This window comes from bacterium, assembly GCA_021372535.1.
Taxonomy (GTDB): Bacteria; Latescibacterota; Latescibacteria; order Latescibacterales; family Latescibacteraceae; genus JAFGMP01.
This window is the reverse complement of record JAJFUH010000036.1, coordinates 23,131-38,447: the sequence shown is the minus strand read 5'-3', so window position 1 is coordinate 38,447 and position 15,317 is coordinate 23,131. Positions and strand designations below refer to the sequence as shown.

10 protein-coding genes are annotated in these 15,317 nt (G+C 51.4%); 2 read left to right on the top strand and 8 right to left on the bottom strand.

The window, feature by feature from the left end; translation table 11 throughout:
- Window positions 1–22: 22 nt before the first annotated feature.
- Window positions 23–1,303 carry a histidine--tRNA ligase gene (gene hisS / locus LLG96_03420; GenBank protein ID MCE5249248.1) on the bottom strand — a complete coding sequence of 427 codons (1,281 nt, stop codon included), beginning with the start codon at window positions 1,301–1,303 and terminating at the stop codon, window positions 23–25.
- Window positions 1,304–1,718: 415 nt separating this feature from the next.
- Here hisS and LLG96_03415 point away from each other — a divergent pair, with 415 nt between their 5' ends.
- Together LLG96_03415 and LLG96_03410 are read left to right on the top strand one after the other, a co-directional pair.
- Window positions 1,719–3,467, top strand: coding sequence for a Na+:solute symporter (locus LLG96_03415; protein MCE5249247.1), 1,749 nt, complete (start codon window positions 1,719–1,721; stop codon window positions 3,465–3,467).
- The gene (locus LLG96_03410; protein ID MCE5249246.1) at window positions 3,464–5,212 is read left to right on the top strand and encodes a glycoside hydrolase family 3 C-terminal domain-containing protein; all 1,749 of its coding nucleotides are present in this window, start codon (window positions 3,464–3,466) and stop codon (window positions 5,210–5,212) included. Before LLG96_03415 ends, LLG96_03410 begins: the two co-directional genes overlap by 4 nt.
- A 260-nt stretch (window positions 5,213–5,472) precedes the next feature.
- On the opposite strand, the gene lptE is transcribed toward LLG96_03410, so the two are convergent.
- The 7 genes from lptE to LLG96_03375 all read right to left on the bottom strand — a co-directional run bounded on the left by lptE (window position 5,473) and on the right by LLG96_03375 (window position 15,281).
- Window positions 5,473–5,976 (bottom strand): LPS assembly lipoprotein LptE, encoded by a 504-nt coding sequence (gene lptE, locus LLG96_03405; protein ID MCE5249245.1) that lies wholly within the window; start codon window positions 5,974–5,976, stop codon window positions 5,473–5,475.
- Between the two features lie 2 nt (window positions 5,977–5,978).
- A complete protein-coding gene (locus LLG96_03400) occupies window positions 5,979–9,275 on the bottom strand; it encodes a hypothetical protein (GenBank protein ID MCE5249244.1) in 3,297 nt (1,098 codons plus the stop codon).
- A 124-nt stretch (window positions 9,276–9,399) separates the two neighbouring features.
- Window positions 9,400–10,356 carry an ABC transporter ATP-binding protein gene (locus tag LLG96_03395; GenBank protein MCE5249243.1) on the bottom strand — a complete coding sequence of 319 codons (957 nt, stop codon included), beginning with the start codon at window positions 10,354–10,356 and terminating at the stop codon, window positions 9,400–9,402.
- Entirely contained in the window at window positions 10,353–11,351 is a 999-nt protein-coding gene (locus LLG96_03390; protein ID MCE5249242.1) for an ABC transporter ATP-binding protein, read from the bottom strand. Before LLG96_03390 ends, LLG96_03395 begins: the two co-directional genes overlap by 4 nt.
- 80 nt (window positions 11,352–11,431) lie before the next feature.
- Complete coding sequence (locus tag LLG96_03385) at window positions 11,432–12,532, bottom strand: ABC transporter permease (GenBank protein ID MCE5249241.1); 1,101 nt, start codon at window positions 12,530–12,532, stop codon at window positions 11,432–11,434.
- Entirely contained in the window at window positions 12,525–13,490 is a 966-nt protein-coding gene (locus LLG96_03380; GenBank protein MCE5249240.1) for an ABC transporter permease, read from the bottom strand. Before LLG96_03380 ends, LLG96_03385 begins: the two co-directional genes overlap by 8 nt.
- Window positions 13,491–13,499: 9 nt before the next feature.
- Complete coding sequence (locus LLG96_03375; GenBank protein MCE5249239.1) at window positions 13,500–15,281, bottom strand: ABC transporter substrate-binding protein; 1,782 nt, start codon at window positions 15,279–15,281, stop codon at window positions 13,500–13,502.
- Between the last annotated feature and the right edge of the window lie 36 nt (window positions 15,282–15,317).

Genomic DNA, 15,317 nt, shown 5'->3' with positions numbered 1-15,317 from the left:
ACCTCATGATAAGTTTATCTGTTCAATGAACCGTTTTTTTCAGTATTGTGATAAAATCATCGAATACCATCGTATTCTGCTCGGATTTCTCCATGTCGCGGACAGTAACCGCGTCACCGTCCGGCTCGACAATAACGGAATATCTCGCCCCGCATCTCGCCGCGGTTTTCATCTGAGCCTTCATGCTCTTGCCCATGTAATCCATATCCGCCGGAATTCCGAGTTCCCGTATCGCCTGAACATGCCGCATCACGCGCTCCTGCGAACCGGCCCCGGTGCCGACAACATATATAAAAGCCGTTCCCACTGGAGCCGTGATCGTTCCCGCACTCTCCATGGCGAGAATCAGCCGCTCGATACCGCATGCAAAACCCACAGCCGGAACATCGGGCCCTCCGAGCTCCGACACGAGACGATCGTATCTGCCGCCGCCCATGATGGACGACTGCGCCCCGATCGAGGATTGGCCGTTGCCCGTTCCTCCATACGGCACCTCGAAAACGGTGCCGGTATAATAGTCGAATCCCCGGACAAGCGAACAGTCGCGGGTGAATGCTACATCGTTACGGCCAAGAAATTCACAGACCTGTTCAAAGTGCGCTTTATCCTCAGCGGTCAGATAATCGAGTGTCCGGGGAAGTCCGCCGGATTCCCGGAGCATATCCCTGCATTGGGGAACCTTGCAGTCGAGCACCCTGAGCGGATTGGTCGTTTTCCTCCTCCGGCAGTCATCGCAGAGGCGATCATGGACGGTATCGAGGAAAGAAACAAGCGCCTCGCGATATGCTCCCCTGCTTTCCGGCCCGCCGAGAGAGTTAACGGAAACAGTCAGTTTACCGAGACCGAGCCTGTCACAGATTCTATCGAACAGGATCATGACTTCGGCATCGACAAGAGGCGACGGCGATCCGATCGCTTCGACACCGAACTGGTGAAACTGGCGCTGACGGCCTTTCTGCGGTCTTTCCTGACGGAACATCGGTCCCATGTACCATGCCTTGAGCGGCAGCCCGCGCTGGTCGAGCGAATGTTCGATAAATGCCCTGACCACCGAGGCAGTACCCTCCGGACGAAGCGTCAGACTCCTCCCCCCCATATCGGTGAAGGTGAACATCTCCTTGCCGACTATATCGGTATCCTCGCCGATAGACCGGGCAAAAAGCGGCGTTTCCTCGAATACAGGCGTCCGTATCTCGGAATAGCCATAGACTGCCATGGTATCACGGACAACCTGCTCGATCCGGCCCCATGTCTCAGTCTCACCGGGCAGTATATCCCTCGTCCCTTTTATCGCTTTCAGCATGTTTGATTCTTAGTCTATGGTTTGTGTTTATGGTCTATGGTTCATCCGGATGTACAGGGTAACCGAAAGCCACTTTACCGTACATCGGGACATCTTCAGGCTCTTTGAGGGACTGAAGTATAAAAAATCACGGTAATTCATCGTGTAAAGATACTGCAAATAGATTTTAAATATACGGTTTTTAAAACTTTGAGTCAAATAGTTTGTATCGAACGACGTCCCCCCTATAAGAACACCTTTTTTCACTATACCGCTCCTTTGCGGGCAGGTATGAAAGGAGCATCGTAATGAGATAATTTTAAAAACAGGCGACAGCCAGCATTCAATCGGCGTATTCTCCTGAATAAAACCATTGACAGATATGCTGTCTGCGCTATATTTTGATTTATTCACCTTTAAAAAAAGGAAAAATCCCATGGTACTCAACACGGTCGACTGGGCATTTATTATTCTGTATTTCCTTTTCTCACTCGGAATCGGTCTGGCTTTTTCGAAAAAAGCGGGTACATCTATTCAGAGTTTTTTTGTTTCCAGCCGCAGTCTCCCCTGGTGGCTTGTCGGTACCAGCATGGTTGCCACGACCTTTGCGGCGGATACTCCGCTTGCTGTTACCGGAATGGTTGTAAAAGACGGTATCGCCGGTAACTGGCTCTGGTGGAATATGGCGCTGTCCGGAATAATGACCGTGTTCCTTTACGCTCGTCTCTGGCGGCGGGCCGAAGTCATTACCGATGTCGAATTCATCGAGCTCCGGTACTCGGGCAAACCGGCCGCCATCCTCCGTGGTTTCAGGGCGCTCTACCTCGCGCTTCCCATAATCTGCATCACCATGGGATGGGTTAATCTAGCCATGGCAAAAATCATCTCGATGACCATGGGAATCGATAAATGGCTCGCTCTTGCAATCTGTCTTTTTGTCACGGTCATATATTCCACATTCAGCGGATTATGGGGTGTGGTGGTCACCGATTTCTTCCAGTTCATCATTGCCATGGCCGGATCCATCATGCTCGCCTTTTTTGCGATAAGGGATATCGGAGGCATCGATGCATTGAAAAATCAGGTCATGGCGATTTCCCCCCACGGAACGAACGCTCTCAACTTCCTTCCCAGGCTCGACGGGACATGGATGCCCCTGACGACCATTTTCGTCTACATCGCCGTGATATGGTGGGCCGCATGGTATCCCGGAGCCGAACCGGGCGGAGGAGGATTCATCGCCCAGCGCATGTTCGCCGCCAAAGACGAAAAAAATTCGCTCCTTGCCGCGCTCTGGTTCAACATCGCCCATTATGCTCTCCGTCCATGGCCGTGGATTCTCGTGGCGCTCGCATCTATCGCGCTGTATCCCAGCTCCGGCGATCCCGAAGGCGGATATATTCTGGTAATGATACACCACATGCCCCCCTATCTGAGAGGACTGATGCTCGCTTCTTTCGCGGCTGCATACATGTCCACCATTTCAACGAATCTCAACGTCGGCAGCTCATACATCGTCAATGATTTTTACATGCGGTTCATCAACAAAAACGCCGACCAGAAACATTATGTGCTGGCCTCACGAATTTCCACCATCCTGCTCCTCATCGTTTCGGCGATTGTTACGCTCATGATGAGCACGGTCGTCGGGGCATTCAAATTCATGATGACCATAGGAGCCGGGACAGGGCTGGTCTACATACTGAGGTGGTTCTGGTGGAGAATCAACGCATGGAGCGAGATAACCGCCATGGTCGCTTCACTCATCACCGCCTCCATTCTCATGGCCATGGGATACTCCAACGATACCAATGAAGGTTTCACCGTTCTCATGCTGGTTACGACGCTCGTATCCACCACTGCATGGGTAACGGTCACTTTTCTGACAAAACCGGTTCCCGATGCACATCTCAGGGACTTCTATCGACGGGTTCAGCCCGGCGGCTCGCTCTGGAAAAAAATCTCCGACCACATACCTGCGGGCGAACTCATACATCCGAAGCCCCATATCGGAATTGACTTTCTGAACTGGATACTCGGCTCGCTGAGCGTGTGGCTGTTCCTGTTCGGAATCGGCCGTCTCATTCTCGGTCCGCGTCTGTATGGTTTTATTTATATTTTCACAGGCATCGTACTGTTCGTCGTAATTCAAAGAATCTTATCTAACAGGGAAAAGGTTGCATGAGATTTAAAAAGAATGCCTCGCTCGTCCTCTCGCTGTCTTTTGCTGTAGTGTGTTTATTCCATACCGGATGTGAAAAACAGGTAAATACAACTACTCCGGACACATGGTTCGCCGATACGCTTTCGACCATGACAGATCCGCAGAAGATCGGACAGATTTTTTGTCTTAGTGTCAATCCGATCCGTTATTTTCTCGAACCCGCCTATATGCAGAATATCAATACCCTTATCCGTAAATACAAACCCGGCGGTATTTATCTCATACCTCCCTCGGAAAAAACAAAATCGGAAAACCTTTACGAATTTAATGCCAACAAGCTTCTCGGAGAAATCGATCAGATGCAGGAACAATATACCGTACCGCTCCTCATAGGCGCCGATTTTGAAACCGGAGCGTGGTACTGGGATAAAAAAGCCACCCGTTTTACGTTTCCCATGGGTATTGGCGCAACCGGTTCCATCGATTATGCTTATCGTGAAGGTAAAATCACCGGGATCGAAGCAAAAGCGCAGGGAATCAACTGGATTTTTGCGCCGGTCGTCAACACGCCCGATGCATTTGAGGATCAGTTCAAAAACAGGAGTTTTTCAAGCGATACAGAGACCGTCACCAATCTCAGCATGAATTTTATCAAGGGATGCCAGGAAGCCAGAGTCGCCGCCTGCCTGAAATATTTTCCGATTGAGAAGATCGCCGGCACGCAATCCGCCGACAGCAGCACCTCCTGCCTTGTACCATTCAAGAAATGTATCGATGCAGGCGTATATTCTGTCATGGGCACACCTATAATCCTGAGCGTGGATCCGGCACAGTCTCCGCTCATGGAAGCGCATAATCTCATCGGTGAGATACTGCGGAACCGTCTGGGATTCAACGGTCTTGTGGTAAACAGTTTCATCGAAAACGAACAGGCCCCTTCATCCCCTCTCATGCAGATGAATTATGTGCTTGCCAGCCTTAAAGCCGGATATGACATGCTCATTATCCCGGAGACCAGACAATCGGAAATACCGGTTATCGACCTTTTGTTATTCGAGGCCGGAGAAGGCCATATGGATATGACCATGTTCGAATCATCGATTAAAGCCATCATGGCCATGAAAGAAAAAATGGAGCTTCATCTGATCGATACCGATGTTCCACCGCGGGGTGTGGCAGGTATCGGCCTTCCTGAGTATGACCAGACCGCAAAAGATATTTCCGAAGCTTCGGTCACCCTCGTTAAAAACGAAGGGAACATTCTTCCCCTCGATTTTAAAAAACAAACGATTGTTTCGATAGCATTTGTCGATGAGTATTCAAGCTATGACGCAACAATTTATGACAACAAGTTTGTCCAGACCTATGAATACATCGAACATATGAATGTAATCGGGGTTCCTGACAAAAGCATTGAACGTGAAGTTTTACGGCGGGTAAAAGAGGCAAATGTGGTTCTCTGTTCATTTTTCATCAAACCGCATCCGACCGAAGACCGGCTCACGAAGGAAGCAAAGAATCTTATCCGTAATATCACAAAAACAAATAAACAAACCATCGCCATATCATTTTACAGTCCGTATATCATCAATGAATTCCCCGAATTCCGGGCTTTTGTAGCAACCAACTCCCCTTCTGTCCATTCCATGGACGCCGCTATCGATGTCATTTCCGGAAAGCTCAAGCCCCACGGGAAGCTGCCCGCCGATATCTCGGCTCTGTATCCGGCAGGAACCGGCTTGCAGTATAATCAGGAGGAAAAATAACGCGGAAGGAGTGATACCCCGATCAATTTATAAAATTTAATAGAACGCGGATTTACGCGGATTGGGCGGATTTATACAGATAATATTTTTATAATATTATATATGCATTATTGATGATTTATAACGACAGCATATTCAATGTACGATTTTGACTTGGCTGACTTGTACATATCGTAAATCGCACATTAGAACTGTTCTCTTTTCTCCCTTTTTCCCTTTGACTCTTTGTCCCTTGCACCTTATGCCTTATGCCTATCTTTTTACCATCCCGAAACCGTGTTATCGATGATTTTTTCGGCAAGCATCTTGAGCGCTTCCGATATCGCCTCTTCACGTGTCAAACCATCAGAGCCCGATGATCCGGAAGCATCGTACCGGGCCCACCCCTCCATTTTGTTTTCTTCCCAGATCGCCTTGTTTTTAACACGGTCAAAGAACTGAACATCGGCGAAAATACGAATCTTGAACTGTTTGGCGCTCTCGCTTTTCGAAAAGGTATCGGCTTCGTCTATCAGCTCAACAATCGTGCCCTTGACAACCGCATCAGCCTGAAACTCACCGGTTATCTTCATATTACCGTTTTTAATGATAGCCGCCTCGATGGCGTCGGTCAGGTCCTCGACAATACCCGCTTCGACCGTCTTGTTTTCGAACAGCGGGACCGCGGCGGTTTTTATGTGGCCCGGCAGCGAGCCGGAAACACTGTAATAACTGCATCCGGCGCATAAAAACAGCAGAAGAACAGCCGTGAGAATCCTGTACATGTCTACATCCTCAGCTCGAAATAATACCGCCGGGCATCGCGCTGGTCTTTGTAGGGGGAATCGTTCATATCATCGAGCGGCCATGCGATCCTTGCCGTTAAAAGCGTTGTCAGCCGGTAAAAACTGACCATTTTGAGTCTCAATTCGACACCGACATCCCGTTTGAATGAACCCGCGCGAATCCTGTCCATGCTCATTTTCTGGAAATTCCAGGTCTTGGCGGCCTCGAAAAAGGCGGAACCATAGAGGCGCTGGAACTGCAATCCCAATACATTCCTGAATATATAAGGCTGAACCGGGAAAACATATTCGAACCTGCTGTAAAAAATCTTTGAGCCCCAGAACGCAAAATACGGGTATCCCGAAAGAATCCGTCCTCCGAGGTAGTATTTCAGCGGCCACTCATAACCGCTGCCTTCGCCTTTCCACGGGTCTTTTAACGAAAGGTCCCTGTATCCGATCAGCGCCGTTCCGCTCAGAACATGATTCCACTGCGGCATTTTCTGGTTTCTCTGGAGATACAGCAGATACTCGTTCACATCGAGTTTTTTCGTGTACGGCCGGTAATCATCGAGAAGCGGGTCCATCTGATAGGAGCCCATTGCAAACGACCCGTCGCTGTAAATCCCCATCGGGACATACAGCGTTATCTGTCCCACGAGGGAATCCGCAACGGCGGCTCTCATGTGCTTATACCTGAACAATGCCGCGGTTCCCTGAGGTGAAATGTCCGAATCGGCTGTAGGTTTTATTCTGGAATAGGAATATGCGAGCGATAACTCGTTGCTGCTGAAGTATTCGAGATCGGTGAAAAACCGGTTCTGATACAGCCATGAACTCCGGGCGCCCGGCACCTGATCGGTAATATCATTTCCGTTCACCGTAAAAGTCGATAAATCCTTTACATTCTGATCGCGTCCCAGCGTTTCATAATATTCCCGGTGTCCCCCCTCGATAATGAAACTGTGACGCGGGGCAAGGGGTATGTGAATACCCATGGTATAATCACGGAATTCGTGACGGTAAATGTCCGAAATCGTTATCTCCTGATGAAGGTCATGGAGCACATTCTTGTAGCCCAGCTCGTCGATATCGGCGAAATACACCGAATCTGCCTCGCCGTTCAAACGCCCGATGAGGTTATGTATCTCCGCACGGGATACTTCCGCGTAGAGAGTCGGTGAATGAGTATACGTGCTCGATGTAACGGGCACCAGTTTACGCTGATAGTAAATGTCGAAACTGTTGTTGAGCCTGACATCCTCCTTGAGGTTTTTTCCCACGCTGCCGGAGAACATGAATGCATCCTGACCGAGCAGATCGGATACATAGACATCCGCGCCCATATTCACGACATTCAGACCGAACCTGCTCCCGATGAACGAAGGACCGATATTGAATGTGGGAACAATGGCATTCACGATTCTCTTGCGGGTCAGCGGCTGCGCGGCAAAATTTTTGGAGAGGTCGAATTTCTCGGGCTGTACGAGGTAGGTGCGATCTTCATTGACCGTTCTGATTTCTTCAACGGTTTTATCGAGAGATGTCCTGTAGATGGAAAAATCACGTGCCTTGTAGCCCGCATAATACACTTCGCCGTTTCCGGCGGCTGAAGGACAGAAAGCGCCGCCATAGACATCGGTCAGGCGTGATGCCCTGCTTGTGGCAAAATCGAGCTTGTATATATTGAAAACACCTGTCCTGTCTGATGAATACACGAACCCGCTGCCATCCGGCAGAAAACACGGGTCGCGTTCATCAGCCGATGAACCGATCATGAGCTTGAAATTGGCCTCTTCCGCAAACGAGGTCGAATCCGAGTATCCCGATGTGGAATCCGCAATATCCCACTTGTAGCGGTACGAGCGCTCACCGGCATCGATAATTGCAATATCGCGGTCCTGGTTCTGACGGTAGAGTCCGAAGATAATCCGCGATCCGTCGGGCGAGAAGGAAGGGCGATAAAACTGGGTGCCGTCGTGCGTGGAAGTCAGGTAGCGAAGCCCGGAGCCATCCGCGTTCATGACCGCGAGCGCATTATTGCCGCCCTCGTTCCTTACAAACACGATAAGACTGTCGCCGGGCGAAAAGGAGGGGTCGACACCGCGCATCCGGACGGAAATACGTCTTTCTTTTTCCGTTTTGATATCGAATGTATAGATATCGTAAAAATTCGGGTACTTCGGAGGCCGTTTGACATATATGAGCCTGGCCGAGTCATGAGACCATGACACCCGGTAATCGACATCCTTGACAATGCGGCGCGTTTTCCCCGTTGAAAGGTCGGTAAGCATGAGGTCCGTGATGGCATAATCCCTGCCTCTGTCCGAGAGCCATGCAAGATAGCGCCCATCGGGGGAAACGGCCGGAAAATAGTCCATTGCGCCATTGTCCTGAGCGAGTTCACCCTCGACAGGCGGCCTGTTCCTGAAGGAAGCATACCGTTCATCGAGCGATTTACTCCAGTTCTCGTACAGCTTTTTAGAGCTGATACCGAGAACACCCGAGATGGTAGGATTGAAATCGAAAAGACCCGAGGAGTTATTGAGCGCGATGACCTTGTCATAACCGTATGTATTTTTTATATACCGTAAAAGGGCATAACCCTGGTTATAAACCATCTCGGCATCCATCCCCTTCTGACCGGAGAGAACGGACATTTCATCGAAGTTAAGCAGAGAATTTTCATACCATGCCGCTCTGAGAACCATATCACGGTGCGTATCCCACCTCTCGGAACCATACGTTTCGGCGGCGACCTGCGCCGTGCCTTCCGAAAACCACGCCGGCTGCGAGAGATGGTAGAGAGCGACGGATATGTCGAAGTCGGGATTCTTGTTGTATTTTCCCCCCCCTATTTCGGTATAATTCACCGGGCCACGGGCAGCCTTTTTAAGCGCCACCATATGAGTCATCTCGTGCACGAACACATTTCTCAGCCAGCTCGACTGACCGCGAAGTTCATAATCCATATTGGTGGCATATATGGTGATCGTATTCTGGTAGTAGATGGCATAACCGTTGGCAAGATCGACCGCGTCATTCACGAGACAGGTAACGCGGGGATTATCATCGAAGGAATCATAGGTTGCCATGAGTTTTTCATAGACATCATCGCAGAACTTAGCAATTTCACCGGCGGTGAATTCTCCGTTCTCATCGTATATTATCGTAAAATACTTTGTGTCGATACTGTCAATCGCATAGGCACTGTGCGGCGATACAAATGCCCCGCACAAAAGAATCAGGATAAAGCTCAGCCTTTTCAGACAAACAGCAAAAATATGAAGCGAATTCATCAGAATTATCCCCGTTCATTGATGGTTCTGCTCAAAAGTCATGCGAGCGTGATGGTATATGCTGCCCTTTATTTCCGTGAATCGTTATTGTGTCGGTATGAAATTTTATCTGGCACATGTTCCATCAGCGGAGGATACATGCCGCCATGTGACCGTTTCCCTTGTCTTCGAGCTCCGGGACGGTGACTTTACAGTCATCGATACATTCGGGACACCGTGTGTGAAACGGACATCCCGTGGGAATCATCGAGGCAGAGGGAACATCGCCGCCCAGAATGATTCTCTTCTTATGAACGCTCGGATCGGGTATTGGTACCGCCGACATGAGAGCGGTCGTGTACGGATGAAGGGGATTCTCATAAAGCACGGCTGAATCGGCAAGCTCGACGATTTTACCGAGATACATCACCGCAACCCTGTTCGATATGTGCCGGACGACGCTCAGATCGTGCGCGATGAAAAGGTAGGTCAGGCCGAGCCGCGCCTGCAGGTCCTGGAGCAGATTGATTATCTGCGCCTGGATAGAAACATCGAGGGCGCTCACCGGTTCATCGCCGACAATGAATTCCGGGGAAACGGCGAGGGCGCGTGCGATACCGATGCGCTGCCGCTGTCCGCCCGAAAATTCGTGGGGATACAGATACGCATGCCGCGGGGCAAGGCCGACCATGTCAAGCAGTTCCCCTACCCGCTCATGCACCGCCTTTCCCGATGCAAGATTATGCACCCTGAGCACCTCGGAGATCATGCTTCCCACAGTCATCCGGGGATTAAGGGAACTGTACGGGTCCTGAAAGATGATCTGCATCCTCCGGCGGAAAACACGGAGCTCCGACCGTTTCGCCGCAAAAACATCCTCCCCGTCAAACGTCACCGCTCCAGCAGTTGCCTCGATAAGCCGCAGAATGAGCCTTCCGGTCGTCGTTTTTCCGCAGCCGCTCTCGCCGACCAGCCCGAGGGTTTCGCCCCGCCTGATATCGAAAGAAACGCCGTCTACAGCCTTGACATATCCCACAACCTTCGACAAAAGTCCCTTTTTGATGGGAAAATGCTTTTTAAGGCCGTTAACGGTAAGAATCATGTTGTTATTGTTTTCCACGCTGTCACCTTATCACTCTTGAAACACCTCGATGAATGATTTGTCCCGACACTTTTCAATTCCGGCAGTTCCGTCCTGCACCGGTCATCCGCAAGCGGGCACCGCGGATTGAACGGACACCCGGGAGGCAGGTCCGCAGGATCAGGCACCGTGCCCTTTATGACAGTCAGGCGATCCTGAAGAGCATCGAGCCTCGGCACCGATTCGATGAGACCCCTCGTGTACGGATGCGCCGTGGCGGCGAAAATGTCCCCGGTCGAGCCTTCCTCGACAATACGTCCCGCATACATGACCGCCATGCGCCGCGTTGATTCGGCAACTACGCCAAGATCGTGTGTGATGAGAATGATCGCCATTTTAAGCTCATCCTGAAGCCGCGCGAGAAGTTCCATGATCTGCGCCTGAATGGTGACATCGAGCGCAGTGGTCGGCTCGTCGGCGATAAGCAGATCGGGATTGCACGAGAGCGCCATGGCTATCATCGCCCGCTGACGCATCCCTCCCGAAAGCTGATGCGGATATTCATCGACACGCTGCTCGGGATCGGATATGCCGACAAGCCTGAGCATTTCGACGGTGCGTTTACGGGCTTCGTTCTTCCCGACACGCTGATGAAGCCTGACCGCCTCTATTATCTGCGAACCGATGGTAAAAACCGGATTGAGCGAGGTCATGGGCTCCTGAAAAATCATGGCGATATCGTTTCCCCGGACAGAGCGCATCTCCGATTCGGAAAGCGCGAGAAGGTTACGGCCGTTGAACAGAATTTCCCCGGCATCGATCCTCCCGGGAGGCGACTGAATGAGCCGCATGACTGACAGCGCGGTAACGCTTTTGCCGCAGCCGCTCTCGCCGACCAGCCCGATGGTTTCTCCTTTGTCAATGTGGAACGAGACATCATCGACAGCCTTCGCCACGCCGGTTTCCATATGAAAATAAGTTTTCAGTCCCCTGATCTCAAGCAGATGATCGCTCATCGAGTACTCCGAACTCTTTCCATTGTGTAATACCACAATGCATTCTATGTGCTACATTTTTATGTAAATCACAAACACACTTATTTCGATTCCATGATTTTCCGCGGGTCGAGGGCATCACGGAGGCCGTCGCCGAGAAAATTAAACGCCAGAACGGTCAGAAATATCACATATCCCGGAGCCAGTATCCACGGAAACGATGTCAGCACCCGCACACTCTGCGCCTGATTGAGCATATTTCCCCAGCTCGCCACCGGCTCGGAAATTCCGACGCCCAGAAACGACAGCGCAACTTCGCCTAAAATGTATCCCGGCACCGATATTGTCGCCGCCACGATTACAAACGACAGCGTATTGGGCAGAATGTGCTTAATTATTATGCGCATATGACCCAGCCCGAGCGAACGCGCCGCCGTGACATAGTCGTTTTCCTTTATCGAAAGCACCATGCCCCTGATAATTCTCGACATGCTCGCCCAGCTTATGAAAGAGAGGATCGCGACGATTATCAGGTACATCCTGCCGGACTCGATATTCGTGGGAAATGCGGCGCGGAGCGCCAGGATAAGGTACAGCGCGGGAACCGACATGACCAGCTCGGTAAACCGCATGATGACCGTATCGGTCAGCCCGCCGAAATATCCCGATATGCCCCCGATCAGCATTCCGAACGTAAACGAAAGCAATATGCCGACAAGCCCGACCGACAGGGAAATCCGTGCGCCATACAGGAGCCGTGAGAATACATCCCTGCCGAACTGATCCGTACCGAGCAGGAAAATACGGCCATCACCCCCGACGCCGAACAGATGCCAGCTTGAAGTAAGGAGACCGAACAATTTATAACGGTCGCCTCTGACACCGATTCTGATGGTGTACATCTGCGATGTATCGTCCGCGTATTGTGTCCAGCGGCGGTCGACAAGTTTTTTGCCGTAAACGAAAGGCCGTGGATGAAACTTCCCCGAAGCGTCACAAAAATGAATTCCGGTCGGCGGGCAGTAGAAGAGCGTGCGGTTCTGCGTTTCCATGCCGTACGGCGCGGCGAAACCGGCAAAGAGGGCAACCGCGTACAGCACAATCAGGATAACACCGCCGGTCATGGCAACGGTGTTCCTGCGGAGATGCCGCCAGAAAAGCGCCCAGGGCGACTGGGACAGTTGTTTCCGCTCACTATTCATACCTGATCCTCGGGTCGGAAAGGGCGAGCAGAATATCGGCCGCAAGATTCCCTAAAATGAGCATGACCGACGCCATGAGGAGCGAGCCCATGACGAGATAGAGATCGCGAGAAAAGAGCGCATCGAGGGTAAGCCTTCCCAGGCCCGGCCAGCTCATGATGACCTCGACGAGAAATGCGCCCGAAAGCATGTTTGCAAGGGTGAATCCGAACAGGGTAATGAGCGGATTGATGGCGTTACGGAGCGCATGCTTATAAATAACGATACGCTCGCTCAGTCCTTTGGCGCGGGCGGTCTGGATATAGTCCTGAAGAAGGGTATCGAGCAGGTTCGCCCGCATCTGGCGCATCCGTCCCGCCATGGAAATGCTCCCCAGCACGATGGTGGGAAGCACGAGATGGTAGAGAAGGTCGATAATCTGCCGCGGGTAGGACAGATATTCGAAATCTATCGACTTCATGCCGCCTACCGGAAACCACCCCGATTTTGCGGCGAACAGCACCATGAGAAGCGCAAAAAACACTTCTGGTATGGACAGCCCGATGAACGATACGAACGAGGACGACCGGTCGACCCACGTGTTTTGCCGGACTGCGCTGATGATACCAAGCGGTATGGAAAGCCCCCATGCGAACAGCGCTGCCGAGAGGGCCAGTATCAGCGTATTGAGCATGCGTTCCCGGATGAGGAAAAACACCGGCACCTGGTTGGCAAACGAGTAGCCGAAATCGAGGTGGATCGCATTCCAGAGCCACTTTGCATACTGAATATACCAGGGCCTGTCAAGCCCGAACTTCGCACGGAGTCCCTCGATTGTTGCGGTGCTGATCTGCGGATTCTGGGACATTGCGGTGAGATAATCGCCGGGAGCAAGACTGATAATCAGGAAGCTGAAAAAGGTTATCCCCAGAAGCAGCGGAATCATGTGCACGAAACGTTTCAGAATATATGTTCGCAACTGTTTATCCTATTCTATCCAGACTTCTTCGATATTCCAGAGGAGACGGTGCGAGAGAATGGTCGGCACCAGGTTTCTGAACTTGTTTTTCACCGCCACGAACACCTGCGGAGTGACAAGGTATATGAAAGGCGCTTCGTCGGAAATAATGTATTGAACCTCGTCATAATACGCTTTTCGCTGAGCCCTGTCAAGGGTGGTCATCTGGAGATTCATGAGCTTGTCGACCCGCGCTTCCCACTCCGTCGCCGGCTTCTGCTGGTTCGGATACCAGAAATGTATGCGGCCGCTCGAAAGCCACATATGCTGCCCGCTCGACGGATCGGGATCGCCCCCGCCGACTCCGAGCAGACATGCATCGTAATCATATTCGTTGTCGATTTTAACGGCGAGCGTATTGAATTCGATCGGATTGAAGTTCATCCTGACCCCTACCTTCGCGAGATCGTCCTTGATGAGGTTTCCGATAAGGTCACGCTGGCCGTTTCCCGTATTGGTTATCATGGTGAATTCGACCGGGTTGCCGTCCGCATCCTCGCGGATACCGTCGCCGTCATGGTCGATGAGTCCCATGCTGTCGAGGTACTGACGCGTTTTATCGAGGTTGTAATCGTATTTGATAATGTTCGGGTTATACCAGACCTTGTTTGCCGGAGATTCGGGGCCGTAGCTCGGCTGGGCAAGACCGTTGAACACGGTCGCCGAGATGCCCTGACGGTCGACCGCATGCGCCATCGCCTTTCTCCACCGGACATCGGTGAACCACTTGAGCTTGTAGGGTTCGACAAACGGCTTGCCGCTCTTGTCCCTGCCCGGATTCATGTTGAACCAGAACATGTTCTGGTTGAGCGTGGGACCGAGACTGAGAACCTTATAATCCCCCTTTTCGGCGTCACGCTCCAGGATGGGAACATCCGCCAGATTCAATATCTCGATCATGTCGAGATCGCCGGTCTGGAACTTGAGGAGCATGGTTTCCGGACTCCGGAAACTGACATGAATAATACGCTCGATGTACGGCAGACGGTTGCCGTTGCGGTCGATACGCCAGTAGTTCGGATTGCGGCGGAGGACTGTTTTCACCCCGGACTCGTATTTTTCAACGAGATAGGGTCCGCACGAAACGAGATTATCGAGCGGCCAGCTCACGTTATATGCCGAGTCGAAGGTTCCCTTGTCGAGATAGGGCTTCAGAATGTGTTTGGGGAGAATGGGCACATCGCCCGCCCACATGAGAAACGGCGCCATCGGCGATGGAATAGTGACTTTAAAGGTGAATGAATCAACGGCAGCAGCGACAAACGGCTGTCCGTTGACACGTAAAATATCGTTGTAACTGCTGTGAACAAGGGAGTCATACAGGGCGGTATATGAAAATTCAGCGTCATATGCGGTAATAGGAACACCGTCGCTCCAGAGCGCTCCCCTGCGCATATGAAAGGTCAGTTCAAGATTATCATCCGAAAACTCCCATGCATATGCGAGACTCGGAACGATCTCCTGCGTGATGTTATTCCGTACCGTGAGCGACGCATACAACCGCGCGATGATATCACGGCTCGACGATTCGTTTTCTACAAGAGGATTGAAAGTCTTCGGGTCGCCGAGCGCACCGATCAGGACACGGCCGCCATATTTTCCCGGATTGCACTTCGAGGTATCCGCATCAACGGGAACCGGGGTTTTCATGTGGAAGCGCGGGCTGTCCTCGGGGCGGTCGAGAGCACCCATAAGTACAAGCAGATACACGAGTATGATCGATGCAATTATAAGGAAAAGGCGTTTCATCATTCAGACTTTCAGTTTATAACTTCACCAAATAGTGGA